This is a genomic window from Bacillus sp. NPDC094064 (assembly GCF_050279585.1).
Classification (GTDB): Bacteria; Bacillota; Bacilli; order Bacillales; family Bacillaceae_G; genus Bacillus_A.
Map to the genome: position 1 here is coordinate 164,148 of NZ_JBNNUI010000009.1, position 17,334 is coordinate 181,481.

Annotated in this window: 16 protein-coding genes and 3 pseudogenes; 17 read left to right on the forward strand and 2 right to left on the reverse strand. The window is 35.9% G+C overall.

The window, feature by feature from the left end:
• Nucleotides 1-31 precede the first annotated feature (31 nt).
• The 8 genes and pseudogenes from ACQKNI_RS20305 (at nucleotide 32) to ACQKNI_RS20340 (ending at nucleotide 5,473) form a co-directional block, all read left to right on the forward strand.
• Nucleotides 32-601, forward strand: a complete 570-nt coding sequence (locus tag ACQKNI_RS20305) for an imm11 family protein (RefSeq protein ID WP_088230985.1) — start codon at nucleotides 32-34, stop codon at nucleotides 599-601.
• Nucleotides 602-817: 216 nt separating this feature from the next.
• A complete protein-coding gene (locus ACQKNI_RS20310) occupies nucleotides 818-1,390 on the forward strand; it encodes an imm11 family protein (RefSeq protein ID WP_088230986.1) in 573 nt (190 codons plus the stop codon).
• 141 nt (nucleotides 1,391-1,531) lie between these two features.
• A complete protein-coding gene (locus ACQKNI_RS20315) occupies nucleotides 1,532-1,984 on the forward strand; it encodes a YrhA family protein (protein WP_088230987.1) in 453 nt (150 codons plus the stop codon).
• Between the two features lie 18 nt (nucleotides 1,985-2,002).
• On the forward strand, nucleotides 2,003-2,458 hold the full coding sequence (locus ACQKNI_RS20320; RefSeq protein ID WP_088230988.1) for an SMI1/KNR4 family protein: 456 nt from the start codon (nucleotides 2,003-2,005) through the stop codon (nucleotides 2,456-2,458).
• A 275-nt stretch (nucleotides 2,459-2,733) separates the two neighbouring features.
• A pseudogene (locus ACQKNI_RS20325) lies at nucleotides 2,734-2,988 on the forward strand (GntR family transcriptional regulator).
• A 309-nt stretch (nucleotides 2,989-3,297) separates the two neighbouring features.
• Nucleotides 3,298-3,393, forward strand: a pseudogene (locus tag ACQKNI_RS20330) (sporulation transcription factor Spo0A); the annotation flags it as partial.
• Nucleotides 3,394-3,621: 228 nt separating this feature from the next.
• A pseudogene (locus ACQKNI_RS20335) lies at nucleotides 3,622-3,699 on the forward strand (PRK06770 family protein); the annotation flags it as partial.
• A 241-nt stretch (nucleotides 3,700-3,940) separates the two neighbouring features.
• Nucleotides 3,941-5,473 carry a glycosyltransferase family 39 protein gene (locus tag ACQKNI_RS20340; RefSeq protein ID WP_088230989.1) on the forward strand — a complete coding sequence of 511 codons (1,533 nt, stop codon included), beginning with the start codon at nucleotides 3,941-3,943 and terminating at the stop codon, nucleotides 5,471-5,473.
• 144 nt (nucleotides 5,474-5,617) lie between these two features.
• On the opposite strand, the gene ACQKNI_RS20345 is transcribed toward ACQKNI_RS20340, so the two are convergent.
• Entirely contained in the window at nucleotides 5,618-5,764 is a 147-nt protein-coding gene (locus ACQKNI_RS20345; RefSeq protein WP_001247671.1) for a YycC family protein, read from the reverse strand.
• A gap of 50 nt (nucleotides 5,765-5,814) precedes the next feature.
• Here ACQKNI_RS20345 and ACQKNI_RS20350 point away from each other — a divergent pair, with 50 nt between their 5' ends.
• Nucleotides 5,815-6,543: a glycerophosphodiester phosphodiesterase gene (locus ACQKNI_RS20350; protein ID WP_088230990.1), complete on the forward strand. Its 729-nt coding sequence runs from the start codon at nucleotides 5,815-5,817 to the stop codon at nucleotides 6,541-6,543.
• A gap of 52 nt (nucleotides 6,544-6,595) precedes the next feature.
• Here the strand turns inward: ACQKNI_RS20350 and ACQKNI_RS20355 are convergent, their stop codons facing one another.
• Entirely contained in the window at nucleotides 6,596-6,829 is a 234-nt protein-coding gene (locus tag ACQKNI_RS20355; protein ID WP_088230991.1) for a DUF2627 domain-containing protein, read from the reverse strand.
• Between the two features lie 137 nt (nucleotides 6,830-6,966).
• Between ACQKNI_RS20355 and ACQKNI_RS20360 the strand changes: the two genes are divergently transcribed.
• The 8 genes from ACQKNI_RS20360 (at nucleotide 6,967) to ACQKNI_RS20395 (ending at nucleotide 17,244) form a co-directional block, all read left to right on the forward strand.
• The gene (locus ACQKNI_RS20360; RefSeq protein WP_088230992.1) at nucleotides 6,967-9,039 is read left to right on the forward strand and encodes a sigma-54 interaction domain-containing protein; all 2,073 of its coding nucleotides are present in this window, start codon (nucleotides 6,967-6,969) and stop codon (nucleotides 9,037-9,039) included.
• A 195-nt stretch (nucleotides 9,040-9,234) separates the two neighbouring features.
• Nucleotides 9,235-10,134 (forward strand): phosphate butyryltransferase, encoded by a 900-nt coding sequence (gene yqiS, locus ACQKNI_RS20365; RefSeq protein ID WP_088230994.1) that lies wholly within the window; start codon nucleotides 9,235-9,237, stop codon nucleotides 10,132-10,134.
• A gap of 34 nt (nucleotides 10,135-10,168) precedes the next feature.
• Complete coding sequence (locus tag ACQKNI_RS20370) at nucleotides 10,169-11,269, forward strand: leucine dehydrogenase (protein WP_088230995.1); 1,101 nt, start codon at nucleotides 10,169-10,171, stop codon at nucleotides 11,267-11,269.
• Nucleotides 11,270-11,356: 87 nt separating this feature from the next.
• The gene (buk, locus tag ACQKNI_RS20375; RefSeq protein ID WP_000115778.1) at nucleotides 11,357-12,460 is read left to right on the forward strand and encodes a butyrate kinase; all 1,104 of its coding nucleotides are present in this window, start codon (nucleotides 11,357-11,359) and stop codon (nucleotides 12,458-12,460) included.
• Between the two features lie 4 nt (nucleotides 12,461-12,464).
• On the forward strand, nucleotides 12,465-13,886 hold the full coding sequence (gene lpdA / locus ACQKNI_RS20380) for a dihydrolipoyl dehydrogenase (RefSeq protein ID WP_088230996.1): 1,422 nt from the start codon (nucleotides 12,465-12,467) through the stop codon (nucleotides 13,884-13,886).
• Between the two features lie 27 nt (nucleotides 13,887-13,913).
• The gene (gene bfmBAA, locus ACQKNI_RS20385; protein ID WP_088230997.1) at nucleotides 13,914-14,915 is read left to right on the forward strand and encodes a 3-methyl-2-oxobutanoate dehydrogenase subunit alpha; all 1,002 of its coding nucleotides are present in this window, start codon (nucleotides 13,914-13,916) and stop codon (nucleotides 14,913-14,915) included.
• Between the two features lie 13 nt (nucleotides 14,916-14,928).
• Nucleotides 14,929-15,912 carry a 3-methyl-2-oxobutanoate dehydrogenase subunit beta gene (gene bfmBAB, locus ACQKNI_RS20390; protein ID WP_088230998.1) on the forward strand — a complete coding sequence of 328 codons (984 nt, stop codon included), beginning with the start codon at nucleotides 14,929-14,931 and terminating at the stop codon, nucleotides 15,910-15,912.
• Between the two features lie 15 nt (nucleotides 15,913-15,927).
• Nucleotides 15,928-17,244: a dihydrolipoamide acetyltransferase family protein gene (locus ACQKNI_RS20395; protein ID WP_088230999.1), complete on the forward strand. Its 1,317-nt coding sequence runs from the start codon at nucleotides 15,928-15,930 to the stop codon at nucleotides 17,242-17,244.
• Nucleotides 17,245-17,334 lie beyond the last annotated feature (90 nt).

Here is a 17,334-nt window from a genome sequence, read left to right on the forward strand (position 1 = left end):
ATGTCAATAAATGGTGAAGGAGAATATACATATGAAGATTTGGCAATTAAAAAGTTCAACTAGTGATTATCAAACTTTTCAATTATTAAATTATGAAGAGGACAAAAAATATTTTAAAAATGATTTTAACTCTACAGTGAGTTTGTCAGATTCATGGACAGTTAAATTTATTGAGATTATAGATGAAGGGTATCAAAGTGATTGTCCTATTTTTTGGGGGAAATCTGGTGTACAAATAATTAGTGAGAAAGCTAAAGGAGTATTAGAACCCTTAGTAGGCAATAATGTTGAATTTTTACCATTAATTCATAAAACAACAAACGAAAAGTACTATGCTATTCACGTTTTATGTGTGTTAGATGCACTTGATATTAATAATACAATATTTGAAAAATTAAGTTCAGGTTTAATAATAGGCTGTGAAAAATTTGTATTTATTCCTAGTGTTGTTCAAAATGAAATGTTTTTTAAATTGTATATAAATGGAAAGGTTCACCCGACCTATATTTTGGTAGCAGATGAATTTAGAAATGCAGTTTTAGAAAGTGATTTAAAAGGTTTTGAATTTGTAGAGATATGGGATTCAGAAGCAAATATGTAGTTAAATTGACTTTCAAAAGCTGACAGACATTATAAAAAAGCAGAACCTCAGCTTTCATCAGGTTCTGCTTTTTTGCTACCTACTACCTCACATATACACAGGCTTCATTTGCTGTTACATAGTATGTTTTGCCATTGTAAATGGTAAATTAAAATTAAATAAACCGAAGAAGGAATAATTTTATTTATGCTAGAAAAATAGTAAAGGAGAAAAAAGATGAAAATTTGGCAATTAAAAAGTTTATTTGATCACTATAAATCTTTTCAACTATTAAATTTGAAAGAAGACCGTAAAAAATATTTCGATGAAAAAATTGATTTGGCAATAAAGCTATCTGATTCATGGGGAGAAATTCTTGTTGAATGTGTAGAAGGAGATAACCATAGTGATTGTCCTATGTTCTGGGGGGAACTTGGCACGCCGATGGTTAGTAGAAAAGCAAAAGAGGTATTAGAACCTCTAATTTGTAATAATGTTGAGTTCCTTCCGCTAACCCATGATGTTACAGGTGAAGTTTATTACCTAATAAACGTTTTAAATACAATTGATGCAATTGACTACAATAAAGCAGTTTTTGAAAAACTAAGTACAGGATTAATAATAGGTTTCGAAAAATACGCATTTTTGCCTAATATAGTTGAAGGGCAGATAATATTTAAAACCTATTTAAATCAAAGATTACACTCCTCTACTGTTTTAGTGTCTGACGAATTTAGAAATGCAGTTTTAGAGAGTGATTTAAAAGGCTTTGAATTTGTAGAGGTATGGGATTCAAAAGCGGACATGTAAAAGAAAGTCCTTAAAATAACTGATAGGAGTTAACAGCATGGACACAAAAGTTTCAGAAATCCTAAGAATGTTAGACAATTATGAGGGAAATGAGAAAGGAATTTTTGAACAGATTCAAGCTGAAGCAATGGTGAAATTTATATGTGGAAAAATCTGATTTTAGAAATTGAAAAAATAGAGAAAAGTTTTAATGATAAACTGAGTACGCCAGCAACAGATAGCGAAGTTCAGAAATTAAGAGAACATGCAAAAGAGAAATTTAATGTTGATTTACCGAGTGAATACGAAGAGTTTCTTAAAATTATAAATGGTTTAGATTTTAATGGGCTGGTACTTTACGGAGTTGATTCTCCTTTACTAGAAACAGAAAAAGATGAACAAATTTGCGGCTTTATAGACACGAATGAGATTTGGTATGAAAATGAATTTCAAAAAGAGTATCTTTTCTTTGGGGATTCAAATATTGCGTGGTTTTGCAAAAACTTATCAGACAGTACTTATCTAGAACTCGATAAACCATCTGGCACAGTGATGAACACATATAATGATTTCAATACAATGCTTGAGGAAGTATTGAAAACAGCCCATCTGTAATAAGGAGGTAATTAAAACATGTTTAATTTTTTGAAAAAACACATTGTAGCAGACGAGAGTATTAAATCTAATCAAAAACCTATTTTTTATCCTTTATCAAAAGAAGAGATAGCAGAAGCAGAAGATTTGTTGAAAATGCAATTCCCAAAAGAATTAAAACGTTTCTATGAGGAAATTGGCTATGGATTTTTAAAGACTAATAAGACTCTTATTAACAGATTCATGGACCCATTTTCTGTTGCAGATTTTCGTTTAAGACAAGATATTTATGAATATAATCCTAATTTCGACGATGTCGATGATGAAGAATCACTAGTATTTTTTGAAGTATCAGAGATTAGCTTTTTAACAATTAAATTTAAGCAGGAAAATGAAATAGGTCAATGTCCTATATATTATGGTTCAACGAAAATAGAGGATTCTTTAGAAGAATTTTTAATAAAAATGGAAGAAAATCCTGATTATTATATTTAATAGATATCAATTCTATTTTTTTAAAGTAGTGCATTATTGGTTCATCATTTTAAGAATTGTTTTCTAGCTTATGTGATTGCGAAGACAAATAATAATTAATTATGAGTAACAAAAGTAAGACTTATGTGAATTACGCATAAGTCTTTTTAATATGTATCCCACAGTTAAGAGGAAGTTTTTATTGTTTTTGTAGTAATTAATTTGTGCTATATAGAAGGCTAGGTGTCATTAGTGTAGGTACTAAAACATATAATAAGGAAGAAAGGTGTCTATTATTGGGGTTATTCAAACGCACTAACTTATATAAAACAGAACTATTGTTACTATATATTATGAAAGAATTAGAATCGGATAAAGCACCTGTGAAGTTATCATATAACCAATAAGACTATTTACGTGCGAACCGTAATACAACAAAAGCAATAAAAGGACTGAAAGAACAAGGGTTACTATCTGTTATAGTAGGACAAGGGAAAGCTTCTAACACTTACTACCTTACATTAGAAACGGTGTATAAGTATAAAACATGAATTTGAATGGAGTTTATTTTTGATTTAATAAAATTATAGAATAAAGCAAAAAATTTCTTGTAGGAAATTGTAAGTGATTAACTATTATTCAGTTGCGAGGAAGTTGGATTCATCCTATGTTGAAATAGATTACTAATAAGTTATATATAAGTATTCAACAGGCTAAAAAATAATGTCTGAATATAATTGAAGGTACTTCAAATAGGTGGTACAATTAAATTTAGATAAGCAATAGATTGTACACTTCTAACCAATAAATAGAAGCATTTAATGATAGTTATGAAATACAACACGCCTTGATATAGCGATGGTTATACAGTATCCGTGTCAAAAGCAAAACCTACGAATTCCGAGTTTATCGCAATGGTTGCGGATAAGCTGAGACTTGAACATAAGGCTAGCTGATAATAAAAGGTATAAAGGATTTACGCTTTAAACAAAGTTAATAAATTTATAATGCATTTCAATTTTAAACCAATAACTTTTCAATTGAAGACCAATGAATGTTAAGATTCGTTGGTCTTTTTATTTTATCGAGAAGGAGCGGAGCGGTAAGTTCGATTTTATTAAATGTATTCAGATGAATAAAAGAGGCTTATGTAAATTCATGAAAATACCCCCTATTTTTAGTAACATTATAATTTAACTACATTCGGTGAAGAAAAAGCGAAAGAATTACACGATTCAGGAGATGCGCCACATGTGCAATAAAGTGAAACTGTGATCAGTAAAGGTCATCCTACACTGGCTATTAGTCTTCACCAATCGTGCTTTAACCTCTCACCTAACGCCTTCGCCAAATTGTGGGGTGATTTAGTGGAATATGTATAAATTTATGTAGAAAGATGGAGGGGAAAGAAGGAGATTGCGCAGGGAATACGTGGGTTTGACATCGTAATCTTGATAACGTATCATTGATTGGGAAATGATATAGGTATAGGAGAATATAAGAATGTCTGTAAAAAAAATAGTGGATCGATTGTATCCAATCATTGTTATGACGGTGTTTTTGGCTGTTTTTTCAATGATAGTAAGTAAGTTTTTCATTCCGAAAGTAATTTTGATGAGTGGAGAATTTCCGTATCCGACTGAGGAGTATACTGCAAGCAAGATAGGCGCTGTTATAGTAGCGACACTTCTTTTATTTGTGCTCTTCTTTATGTATTACAAATGGGTTATTAATAAAATGAAACGAACGTATACAAATATTATGATTACCTTAGGGGTAATAAGTATTTTGATGGTAGAAATATGTATTACTTCTATAGCGTTTAATCCTGTTGTAGGGGATTATGCCATCCTTAAACAAGGAATTGTCTCTGTGTTTAATGGAGATAATCAATTTTTAGAAATGGGACAGCTTCTATTTTATCCATATAATACACATATTGTATTATTAGGAGGGTACTTTTCCAAATTAATAGGAAGCGTAGATTTAGCAATAAAAATATTACCAATAGTATGTATAACAGGTAGCATTATTTTAAATGTATTGATTGTAAGGAAGATTACAAACTTTAAAGTTGCTCACATATCGATTGTGTTATCTGTGCTAAACATTTTTATATATTGGCAGGCTCCGGTTTTTTATACACATACATTAGTAATATTTTTTATTTCAGCAACGATGTATACATATTTGTGCTTGAAAACGGCGGAAACAAAAAGAATGAAGATTATTTTGTGGATTTTATTGGGGGTTTTCGCAGCTTGTACTTACATTATACGACCGACAGCGTTGGCGGTAGCGTTAGCGATTTTAATTGAAAATATTTTAAAGTTTCGTAAGGAATATTCTGTAAAGGTGTTAAGTAGTGTTGTGTTTTGTTTAATCCTTATTATAAGTTTTAAAGGTATAACGACGAAGCTAAATCTTAGTACCGATAATGAAATTGAAAAAATTCCGTACACTCATTGGGTAAAGATGGGTTTGAACAAAGATACGTATGGTGTTTGGAATCAGGCAGATGCAGATTATATTGATGATGAAAACATAAAGAATACGAAGGACTTGAATGAACATAATAAAAAAGTTATAGTACAGCGTTTTAATGAACTTGGTGTAATGGGTTATGTACATCATTTGAATGAAAAAATAACTAGAGAATGGGTATCGAGTCAGTTTTCCATGTACCGAATTGGGCAATGGTTCGAGCAAAAGAATGACAAGGTAACTAATTTTGTATCGAATTTTAGTACAACGAAGTATAAAATCGTTACTATATATTCTTACGTTATTAAATTATTCGTGTATATAGCTGTTATTGCGGCTGTTATTCTTTATACAAAGAAAGATGAAAAAGAATCGGAAGTTATACGTATTGCGATGATTAGTACATTAGGGGTATTTACGTTCTTGTTACTATGGGAAACAGCCCCGCATTATACGTATGAGGCATTTGCATTTATGAATATTCCAGCTTCTTTAGGATTGTATAAATTGTTTACGATTGTGACAAAAGATAAACACGGACAATTCGAATAATTGAAATCTTATAGTAAAACCCCCTCCTTTCATAAAGGAGGGGGTTTTAAATTGGGAGAATAGAATATGTGTTACATATTTTAGTGGGGGAGTCATCCGTGATATAATAGATGATAATAAAAAGCCCTGCAAAACAGGACCATATTATTCTTCGTCTTTATTTTGTTTTTCTAATTCAACTAGCTTTTGAATTAAAATGTGCTGTGGCATATGCATAAGCTGTTCAAGTGGGACACCTAACGCTTTTGATAGACGGACTGCAGTATCTGGAGAAATTTGTAATGGTCTCATAGAAGTACCTCCTTTTTCGTATAGTATAGCATAAGATTGGGGGAGTGAGGATGACTCTTATATTTGCACATCGTGGTGCAGCGGGAACGTACCCAGAAAATACAATGATTTCATTTGAAGCAGCAAAGTCTTTTAGAGCAGATGGAATTGAGCTTGATGTTCAATTAACGAAAGATGGGAAGGTTGTCGTCATTCATGATGAAACGGTGAACCGGACAACAAATGGAAAAGGTGCGGTTCGAAATTATTTATATGAGGATTTATGTAAGTTAGATGCAAGTTATAAATTTGGTGACAAAGTAGGTTTCTGTAAAATACCACTTTTAGAAGAAGTATTAGAATGGCTTGTAAAAACAGAGTTGCTACTTAATATTGAACTTAAAAATAATAAAATTCCATACAGAGGTTTAGAAGAAGAGGTTATAACACTTGTGCGTAAATTTAGCCTAGAGGATCGGGTGATATTTTCATCGTTTAACCACTACAGTATGAAACGATGTCATATGATGGCCCCTGATATTCAAACAGCTATTTTATATCGCGAAGGTTTGCATAGTCCGTGGGCATATGCGAAAAAAATGGGTGCAACAGCAGTACATCCGAATTATCGTTACCTTCCAGATGCTATTGCCGAACTAACGATAGAAAGTGGTGTAGAGGTTCGCCCTTATACAATAAATGAAGAAACACTTATGCGTAAATACTTTGATATGAATATATCGGCGATTATTACGGATTATCCTGAAACAGCAAGAGCTTTGTTGCCGATAAAAAAATGAGACCGAATGCAACGGTCTCATTTTTTTATTTATTAATAGAAGAAAACTTTTTCTATCTTCTAAAGCGGGCTTGAACTTTATTTCGTTTACGGTCCCGATGTAAGACGAAGCCACCGAAGATATAAAAGCCGAGTGCGAAGCAGAGAGCTCCGATGAAAAATTGTAACCATAGTATAGAGATTGGTGGAAATAGTATCCCGAATAAAGTATCCCTCATTAACTTAATGCCAAGCACAGCTAATGAAATGGGAATGAGTGCTAATAATAGAGCGAGGTAACGCTGCATACATAACGCTCCTTTTCAGATTATTTAGTATATTTCAATGATGTTATATGAAAAGGGGGTTTGTCAAGAGGTTGCTGAACGAGTAAGATAAGGGTGTGAAAAAAATTGCAGAGATACTTCGAGAGGAAGTGTACGATATGAAACAAAAGGTGTTAATTGTTGGGGCAGGTGAAGGTGGAAGTACGCTGCTGAATCTGTTACAAAGTTCGAATATATTTCAAATTATAGGGATTATAGATATCAATCCGGTAGCGAAAGGATTACAAATCGCCAAGGAATATGGGATTACGATTGGAGAGAGTATAACTCCATTTCTTTCTATGCACATTGATGTAATGTTTGATATGACAGGTGACGATAATGTACATAAAGTTTTATTAGAGAAAAAGGATAAGGATACTCTTCTTATACCAGGTGATATTGCAAAAATTGTTACGAGATTAGCGCATGAGAAGGAAGATTTAATTGGAAAGTTAGAAGAACAAACACAACAAGGGGATTTAATTTTAAATTCTACCCACGACGGTATGATCGTAATAGATCGAGAAGGGCAAGTTCGTCTTTTTAATAAAAGTGCAGAGCGTATTATCGGATATAAAAAAGAAAATGCAATAGGGAAACATATTTTAGACGTAATTCCAACGAGTAAGTTGCTTCGTATCATACGCACGAAACAAATAGAAGTGAATTATGAACTGACGTTAGAGAATGAAAAGAAAATTATTACAACACGTATTCCGATATTGAAAGAGGGGGGAGAAGTGCAAGGAGCGTTTGCGGTTTTTAAAGATATTACAGAAGTCGTAGATCTCGCGGAAGAAGTTACAGATTTAAAAGAGATTCAAACGTTACTTGAGGCGATTATTAACTCATCTGAAGAAGCGATTTCGGTCGTGGATGAAAAAGGAAGAGGGTTAGTAATTAACCCTGCTTATACGAAATTAACTGGATTGACAGAAAAAGATATACTTGGCCAACCAGCTACAACAGATATTGTAGAAGGTGAAAGTATGCATATGAAAGTACTTCGAACACGTCGTGCGGTACGTGGAATACATATGAAAATTGGTCAAAAAAAGCGGGATGTAATTGTAAACGTAGCGCCAGTTATTGTTGATGGCATATTGAAAGGAAGCGTCGGTGTAATTCGTGACGTATCAGAAATTCAAAAGTTAACAAATGAATTGAATAGAGCAAGGCAAATTATTCGAACGTTAGAAGCGAAATATTCATTTGATGATATTGTCGGAAATTCAGATGAAACAACGGCAGCCATTGAACAGGCGAAACTTGGAGCGAATACTCCTGCAACAGTATTACTACGCGGAGAATCTGGAACGGGTAAAGAACTATTCGCGCATGCAATCCACAATGGAAGTAATCGAAAGTACAATAAGTTCGTCCGTGTGAACTGTGCGGCTATTTCGGAGACATTGTTAGAAAGTGAGTTATTCGGCTATGAGGAAGGTGCGTTTTCTGGAGCGAAACGAGGCGGGAAGCGAGGGTTCTTTGAGGAAGCAAATAACGGTAGTATCTTTTTGGATGAAATAGGAGAACTGTCTGCGAATACACAAGCGAAACTCCTCCGTGTGTTGCAAGAAAAGGAAATTGTAAAAGTTGGTGGGACGAAAGCGATACCTATTAATGTCCGGGTAATTGCAGCAACACATGTAAATTTAGAAAAGGCCATTTTAGAAGGGGAATTTAGGGAGGACCTTTATTATCGTTTAAATAAAATCCCGATTCAAATTCCATCTCTTCGTCAGCGTAAAGGAGATATACCGGCGATTACAGAAAGATTAATTCAAAAAATAAATCAAGATTATGGCCGAAATGTTGAGGGGCTTACCGATTCGGCTATTTCATATTTACAATCATATGAATGGCCTGGAAATGTGAGGGAGCTTGAAAATATTTTAGGGAGAGCTATTATCTTTATGAATTATAACGAGATATATATTGATGTGCAGCATTTACCACCTTTACATAAAGAAGAGCAGCTGGAGTTAAAACAAAATAACTTATTACCTGAATTAGAAGAAAAGCCACTTGAACATTTAGTGACAGAGTTTGAAGGGAATATCATTCGTGAATATTTAGAGAAATTTGATGGGAACAAAACAAAAACTGCAAGAGCGTTAGGAATTTCAGTTCGAAATTTATATTACAAGCTAGAAAAGTATGACTGTGCAAAAAATAGCATGCAATAAATTGCGTACCATGCAATTTATTGCATGGTATACAAAAAGCGACAAAATGAGACAGAATATTTTGTTATTTTCCAAAGTATTGATTTTACTGCATTTTGAATGCGTTTTCATTATTGGTAAGACCACTTTTAAAAGTTGGCACGGTATTTGCTTTATAAATAGACGAGGGACGACGGAAAGGGTTGATTACAAAATATGAAGTTAGAACACTTAATTGATCAAGCAGCAGGACAGCCTAAAAAAACTGTGGCTGTAGCAGTAGCTGAAGATCATGAAGTAATTGAAGCTGTAGCGAAAGCAATTACATTACAGCTAGCTCAATTTCGTCTATATGGAAATGAAGAAAAAATAATGGGGATGCTACAAGAACATGGTTTACAAACTTCAGAACACATTGAAGTGATTGCGACAGCATCAAGTGCTGAAGCTGCAGAACTTTCTGTTAAAGCTGTGAGAAACGGTGAAGCAGATGTGCTTATGAAGGGTAACATCCCAACAGCGAATATTTTGAAGGCTGTATTAAACAAAGAGTGGGGGCTACGTAAAGGTAGCGTACTTTCACATGTAGCAGCGTTTGAAGTTCCAAATTACAATCGTCTTATTTTCGTTACAGATGCGGCGATGAACATCGCACCTGACGTAACACAAAAAGCTGCTATTATACAAAATACTGTAGAAGTTGCCCAGGCAATAGGAATTGAGTTGCCAAAAGTGGCACCAATCGCAGCAGTAGAAGTTGTGAATCCAGCGATGCAGGCGACAATTGATGCAGCGATGTTAACACAAATGAATCGCCGCGGACAAATCAAAGATTGTATCGTTGATGGACCACTTGCTTTAGATAATGCAGTATCACAAATTGCAGCAGAGCATAAAGGCATAGTAAGTGATGTAGCAGGTAAGGCAGACATTTTACTCGTCCCAACGATTGAAGCTGGAAATGTGCTATATAAATCACTCGTATACTTTGCAGATGCAAAAGTAGGAGCAATGATTGCTGGCGCAAAAGCACCGATTGTTTTAACATCTCGTGCTGATTCAGCAGAAACAAAAGTATATTCATTAGCATTGGCAGTTGCGACTGCTTCAAAATAAACCAAAAAGGGTAAAACATTAGGGGGAAACGACAATGACATTAGAAATCTTCGAATACTTAGAAAAATATGATTATGAGCAAGTGGTATTTTGTCAAGATAAAGAATCAGGTTTAAAAGCAATTATTGCAATTCATGATACAACACTTGGACCAGCTCTTGGTGGAACAAGAATGTGGACATATGATTCTGAAGAAGCGGCGATTGAAGATGCATTGCGTCTTGCAAAAGGAATGACATACAAAAACGCAGCAGCTGGTTTAAACTTAGGTGGTGCAAAAACAGTAATTATCGGTGATCCACGTAAAGATAAGAGCGAAGCAATGTTCCGTGCGTTAGGCCGTTACATTCAAGGATTAAACGGACGTTACATTACAGCTGAAGATGTTGGTACAACTGTAGATGATATGGATATTATCCATGAAGAAACTGACTTTGTAACAGGGATTTCACCATCATTCGGTTCTTCTGGTAACCCATCTCCAGTAACTGCATACGGCGTTTACCGTGGTATGAAAGCAGCTGCAAAAGAAGCTTTCGGTACTGATAATTTAGAAGGAAAAGTAATTGCTGTTCAAGGTGTTGGTAACGTAGCATATCACTTATGCAAACATTTACACGCTGAAGGAGCAAAATTAATCGTTACAGATATTAATAAAGAAGCTGTGCAACGTGCAGTAGAAGAATTTGGCGCGACAGCTGTTGAACCAAATGAAATTTACGCTGTTGAATGTGATATTTACGCACCATGTGCATTAGGCGCAACAGTTAATGATGAAACTATTCCACAACTTAAAGCAAAAGTAATCGCAGGTTCTGCAAATAACCAATTAAAAGAAGATCGTCACGGCGACATCATTCATGAAATGGGTATTGTATACGCACCAGATTATGTTATTAACGCAGGTGGCGTAATTAACGTAGCAGATGAATTATATGGATACAATAGAGAACGTGCATTAAAACGTGTTGAGTCTATTTATGACACAATTGCAAAAGTAATCGAAATTTCAAAACGTGACGGCATCGCAACTTATGTAGCGGCAGATCGTCTAGCTGAAGAGCGCATTGCAAGCTTGAAAAACTCTCGTAGCACATACTTACGCAACGGTCACGATATTATTAGCCGTCGCTAATCATTCATATATAACTTTTACAAAAGGTGTGGTTACCTCTTATGAGGTTTCCACCTCCTTTTAAATTTATTAGTGGAGGTAGCAACATTGTCTGTAAATCGAATTCTTGTTATTAACCCAGGTAGTACATCCACAAAAATTGGTGTTTTTGATAATGAAAGACCTGTTCTAGAAGAAACGATTCGTCATGACGTAGAACAGATTGGAAAATATAAGCGAATTATCGACCAATATGAGTTTCGTAAAGAAACGATTTTGGAAGTTCTACATTCTCACGGTATTAACATTTCAAAATTAAATGCTGTTTGTGGGCGTGGTGGATTACTTCGTCCAATCGAAGGCGGTACGTATACAGTAAACGATGCGATGTTAGAAGATTTAAAAAATGGGTTTAGTGGTCATCACGCTTCAAACCTCGGAGGCATTTTAGCCTATGAAATTGCTTCTGGATTAAATATTCCTGCATTCATTGTGGATCCTGTCGTTGTAGATGAGATGGAGCCAATTGCTCGTATAAGTGGCATTGCTGGTATGGAACGCAAAAGTATTTTCCATGCATTAAATCAAAAAGCAGTTGCTCGTAAAGTAGCTGATCAATTAAATCATAAATACGAGGATTTAAATTTATTAGTTACACATATGGGCGGCGGTATTACAGTTGGTGCTCATAAAAAAGGAAAAGTTATCGATGTAAATAATGGCTTAAACGGAGAAGGACCATTTAGCCCAGAGCGTGCTGGTACAGTACCAGTAGGACAATTAGTTGAAATGTGTTTCTCTGGTGAGTATTACCGTGACGAAATGGTGAAACAGCTTGTCGGACAAGGTGGACTTGTAAGTCTAATCGGTACAAATGATGCGATTAAAGTAGAACAAATGGTTGAAAAAGGTGATCCTGAAGCAACTCTTATCTATAAAGCAATGGCATATCAAGTTGCAAAAGAAATTGGCGGAGCTAGTGCTGTGCTTCACGGGAAAATCGATGCAATCGTATTAACTGGTGGACTTGCGTACAGTAAAATTCTTGTTGATGAAATAAAAGAACGAGTGGACTGGATTGCGGATGTTATCGTACATCCAGGGGAAGATGAGTTAGAAGCGTTAGCAGAAGGAGCACTTCGTGTATTACGTGAAGAAGAAGCGGCGAAAGAGTATGTTGTAAGAGAAAAACAAACAGTAGCTAGGGGTTGAGATAATGGCAAGAGAATATGATTTAGTCATCGTTGGCGGCGGTACTGGTGGATATGTTGCTGCTATTCGAGCATCACAACTAGGTTTAAAAACTGCACTTGTTGAAAAAGAAAATCTTGGTGGTACTTGTTTACACAAAGGATGTATTCCTAGTAAAGCTCTTTTACGTAGTGCGGAAGTATATGCGACTGCTAAAAAAAGTGAAGAGTTCGGAGTTATTGCAAGTAATGTAGAACTAAACTTTGCGAAAGTACAAGAGCGTAAAGAGAAGATTGTAACGCAACTTCATAAAGGCGTTCAACATTTAATGAAACAAGGTAAAATTGATGTGTTTGAAGGTATTGGCCGTATTCTTGGCCCATCTATTTTCTCTCCGATGCCAGGGACAATTTCAGTTGAACTTGCAAGTGGAGAAGAGAATGAAATGTTAATTCCAAAAAATGTACTTATTGCAACAGGTTCTCGTCCAAATTCATTACCAGGTTTAGAGTTAGACGGAGAGTACGTAATGTCTTCCGATCATGCCCTAAAAATGGAAACGCTTCCTAGTTCGATCATTATCGTTGGTGGCGGTGTAATCGGTATTGAGTGGGCATCTATGCTTGCTGACTTCGGTGTAGAAGTTACAGTGTTAGAGTATGCGAAAACGATATTACCACTAGAAGATCAGGACGTTTCAAAAGAGATGCAACGTCTATTCAAGAAAAAAGGTATTAAAGTGGTAACGGGTGCAAAAGTATTACCGGAAACATTGGTAAAAGATAATGGAGTAACAATTCAAGCTGAACATAACGGTGAGAATAAAGAATTTAAAGCAGAAAAAATGCTTGTATCTGTAGGAAGACAAGCCAATACGCAAAATATTGGTTTAGAGAATACTGATATCGTTGTGGAAAAAGGATACATTCAAACAAATGAGTTTTATCAAACGAAAGAATCTCATATTTACGCAATTGGAGATGTAATCGGTGGCCTGCAACTTGCTCACGTTGCTTCTCATGAAGGAATCGTTGCAGTAGAACATATTGCAGGAAAAGAAGTTACACCAATTGATTACTCTATGGTATCAAAATGTGTATATAGCAGTCCGGAAGTTGCTTCTGTTGGTTTAACAGAACAAGAAGCGAAAGAAAAAGGCTATAAGTTAAAAGTAGGTAAGTTCTCATTCCGTGCAATCGGAAAAGCACTTGTATACGGAGAATCAGATGGATTTGTAAAACTTGTAGTTGATGAAGAAACAAATGATATTCTTGGTGTTCATATGATTGGACCACATGTAACAGATATGATTTCTGAAGCAGGTCTTGCAAGAGTACTTGATGCAACACCTTGGGAAGTAGCACATACAATTCATCCGCATCCATCATTATCTGAGGCGATTGGTGAAGCAGCATTAGCTGTAGATGGAAAAGCGTTACACGCATAAAAATGTGGATTTAGGAGGTTATGAAAAATGGCAGAAGTAAAAGAAAAGCGCCATGAAGAGCTTGGCTTAAGTGATGAGCAAGTATTAGAAATGTTCCGTACGATGTTACTTGCACGTAAAATCGACGAACGTATGTGGTTATTAAACCGTGCAGGTAAAATTCCATTCGTAATTTCTTGTCAAGGACAAGAGGCTGCGCAAGTTGGAGCAGCGTTCGCTCTTGATAGAGAGAAAGATTATGCATTACCATACTACCGTGATATGGGTGTTGTACTAGCGTTTGGTATGACAGCTAAAGAGCTTATGATGTCTGCTTTCGCGAAAGCTGGAGATCCGAACTCTGGTGGTCGTCAAATGCCTGGTCACTTCGGTCAAAAGAAAAATCGTATTGTAACAGGTTCATCTCCAGTAACAACACAAGTACCACATGCAGTTGGTATTGCACTAGCTGGAAAAATGGAGAAGAAAGATTTAGTAACGTTCGTTACATTTGGAGAAGGTTCTTCAAACCAAGGTGACTTCCACGAAGGGGCAAACTTCGCTGGTGTACACAAACTACCTGTTATTTTCATGTGTGAAAATAATAAATATGCAATCTCTATTCCGGTTGAAAAACAATTAGCATGTAAAAACGTATCAGACCGTGCAATTGGTTACGGTATGCCTGGATATACAATAGACGGAAATGATCCGCTTGCAGTATACAAAGCTGTAAAAGAAGCTGCAGACCGCGGCCGTCGTGGTGAAGGCCCAACTTTAATTGAAACAGTATCATATCGTTTAACAGCACATTCTAGTGACGACGATGATCGTGTTTATCGTGATAAAGAAGAAGTAGAAGAAGCAAAGAAAAAAGATTCAATTATAACATTTGCAGCTTATTTAAAAGAAGCTGGCGTGTTAACTGAGGAAATTGAAAAACAAATGTTAGACGAAATTATGCATATCGTAAATGAAGCAACAGAATATGCAGAAAATGCTCCGTATGCAGCACCTGAAGATGCATTGAAGCACGTATACGCAGAATAGGGGGGAACGTTTCATGGCTGTAATGTCTTATATTGATGCTATTACATTAGCAATGCGCGAAGAAATGGAACGCGATGAGAAAGTATTCGTTTTAGGAGAAGATGTTGGTAAAAAAGGTGGCGTGTTTAAAGCGACACACGGTTTGTATGATCAATTTGGTGAAGATCGTGCGCTTGATGCACCGCTTGCAGAATCTGCAATTGCTGGGGTAGCAATTGGTGCGGCAATGTATGGTATGCGTCCAATCGCTGAAATGCAGTTTGCTGATTTCATCATGCCAGCAGTAAACCAAATCGTTTCTGAGGCAGCAAAAATCCGTTATCGTTCTAACAACGATTGGACTTGTCCAGTTACAATTCGTGCACCATTTGGCGGGGGTGTTCACGGTGCATTGTATCATTCACAATCTGTAGAAGCGATGTTTGCAAACCAACCAGGTTTAAAAATTGTTATCCCTTCTACACCATATGATGCAAAAGGCTTATTAAAAGCGGCAATTCGTGATGAAGATCCAGTATTATTCTTTGAACATAAACGTGCATATCGCTTAATTAAAGGTGAAGTGCCAGAAGATGACTATGTATTACCAATCGGAAAAGCAGATGTAAAACGTGAAGGTGATGATATTACTGTTATCACATACGGATTATGTGTTCACTTTGCTCTTCAAGCAGCTGAGAAATTAGCGCAAGATGGCATCTCTGCACACATTCTTGATTTACGTACTGTATATCCATTAGACAAAGAAGGAATTATTGAAGCGGCTTCAAAAACTGGTAAAGTTCTTCTTGTAACAGAAGACAATAAAGAAGGAAGTATTATGAGTGAAGTGGCAGCTATTATCGCTGAAAATTGCCTGTTTGATTTAGATGCACCAATTGCACGTCTTGCAGGTCCAGACGTTCCAGCAATGCCATATGCACCAACAATGGAAAAATTCTTTATGGTAAATCCAGATAAAGTTGAAAAAGCAATGCGTGAACTTGCGGAATTTTAATCGGGGGGACTATACATGGCTGTAGAAAATATTACAATGCCTCAGCTCGGGGAGAGCGTAACAGAGGGCACAATTAGTAAATGGCTTGTTAATGTTGGCGATCACGTAAATAAATATGATCCGCTTGCAGAAGTAATGACTGATAAAGTAAATGCAGAAGTACCATCTTCTTTCACTGGTATTGTGAAAGAGTTAATCGCTGGTGAAGGCGATACGTTAGCTGTAGGTGAAGTTGTTTGTGTCATTCAAGTAGAAGGCGCAGATGAAGTAGCTGCAACAGCTGTAGAGGAAAAAACGAAAGAAGAACCAAAGGCAGAAGTAACTACTGCTGAGAAAGCACCGAAAGCGAAACAACCAACTGATGGAAAACCACGTTTTTCACCAGCTGTGTTAAAACTTGCGGGTGAGCATAATGTTGATTTAGATCTAGTAGAAGGTACAGGATCAAATGGTCGTATTACTCGTAAAGATATTTTAAAGCTAGTGGAATCTGGAAATATTCCGCAAGCAGGTGCGAAAAAAGAGGAAGCTGTAGCAGCAGTAGTAGAAGCGCGTCCAGAAGCACCAAAAGCAGCACCGGTAGCGCAAAAAGTAGAAGCTGCGAAACCAGTTTCTGTACCGACAATGCCTGGAGATATCGAAATTCCAGTAACAGGTGTGCGTAAAGCGATTGCAGCGAACATGTTACGTAGTAAGCACGAGGCACCTCATGCTTGGATGATGATTGAAGTAGATGTGACAAACCTTGTGTCATACCGTAATTCAATTAAAGGTGATTTTAAAAAGCGTGAAGGCTTTAACTTAACATTCTTTGCTTTCTTCGTAAAAGCAGTAGCACAAGCGTTAAAAGAGTATCCTCAAATTAACTCAATGTGGGCTGGCGATAAAATCGTTCAGAAGAAAGACATCAACCTTTCTATCGCTGTTGCAACAGAGGATGAACTATTTGTACCAGTAATTAAGCAAGCAGACGAGAAAACGATTAAAGGTATCGCTCGTGAAATTACAGAACTTGCAGGAAAAGTACGCACGAAATCGTTAAAAGCGGACGAAATGCAAGGCGGAACATTTACAATTAATAACACAGGATCATTTGGTTCTGTTCAATCTATGGGCATTATTAATTACCCACAAGCGGCTATTTTACAAGTTGAATCAATTGTAAAACGACCAGTAATTATGGATAATGGTATGTTCGGTGCTCGTGACATGGTTAACTTATGTTTATCACTTGATCACCGTGTACTTGATGGTTTAATTTGTGGTAAGTTCTTAGGACGTGTTAAAGAAATTTTAGAAAATACGTCAGAAAATAATACATCTGTATATTAATAAAAAGCTCGCTTATGCGAGCTTTTTATTATCTTATTTTTTCTTCTTCTACTCCTACTATATGTACAACACTTTTCCCAGTAATCTTAC

Bases quoted from the DNA above. Each gene is read 5' to 3' on its own strand.
- ACQKNI_RS20305 (WP_088230985.1), top strand. From the start codon at position 32: ATGAAGATTTGGCAATTAAAAAGTTCAACTAGTGATTATCAAACTTTT.
- ACQKNI_RS20310 (WP_088230986.1), top strand. From the start codon at position 818: ATGAAAATTTGGCAATTAAAAAGTTTATTTGATCACTATAAATCTTTT.
- ACQKNI_RS20315 (WP_088230987.1), top strand. From the start codon at position 1,532: ATGTGGAAAAATCTGATTTTAGAAATTGAAAAAATAGAGAAAAGTTTT.
- ACQKNI_RS20320 (WP_088230988.1), top strand. From the start codon at position 2,003: ATGTTTAATTTTTTGAAAAAACACATTGTAGCAGACGAGAGTATTAAA.
- ACQKNI_RS20340 (WP_088230989.1), top strand. From the start codon at position 3,941: ATGTCTGTAAAAAAAATAGTGGATCGATTGTATCCAATCATTGTTATG.
- ACQKNI_RS20345 (WP_001247671.1), bottom strand. From the start codon at position 5,764: ATGAGACCATTACAAATTTCTCCAGATACTGCAGTCCGTCTATCAAAA.
- ACQKNI_RS20350 (WP_088230990.1), top strand. From the start codon at position 5,815: ATGACTCTTATATTTGCACATCGTGGTGCAGCGGGAACGTACCCAGAA.
- ACQKNI_RS20355 (WP_088230991.1), bottom strand. From the start codon at position 6,829: ATGCAGCGTTACCTCGCTCTATTATTAGCACTCATTCCCATTTCATTA.
- ACQKNI_RS20360 (WP_088230992.1), top strand. From the start codon at position 6,967: ATGAAACAAAAGGTGTTAATTGTTGGGGCAGGTGAAGGTGGAAGTACG.
- yqiS (WP_088230994.1), top strand. From the start codon at position 9,235: ATGAAGTTAGAACACTTAATTGATCAAGCAGCAGGACAGCCTAAAAAA.
- ACQKNI_RS20370 (WP_088230995.1), top strand. From the start codon at position 10,169: ATGACATTAGAAATCTTCGAATACTTAGAAAAATATGATTATGAGCAA.
- lpdA (WP_088230996.1), top strand. From the start codon at position 12,465: ATGGCAAGAGAATATGATTTAGTCATCGTTGGCGGCGGTACTGGTGGA.
- bfmBAA (WP_088230997.1), top strand. From the start codon at position 13,914: ATGGCAGAAGTAAAAGAAAAGCGCCATGAAGAGCTTGGCTTAAGTGAT.
- bfmBAB (WP_088230998.1), top strand. From the start codon at position 14,929: ATGGCTGTAATGTCTTATATTGATGCTATTACATTAGCAATGCGCGAA.
- ACQKNI_RS20395 (WP_088230999.1), top strand. From the start codon at position 15,928: ATGGCTGTAGAAAATATTACAATGCCTCAGCTCGGGGAGAGCGTAACA.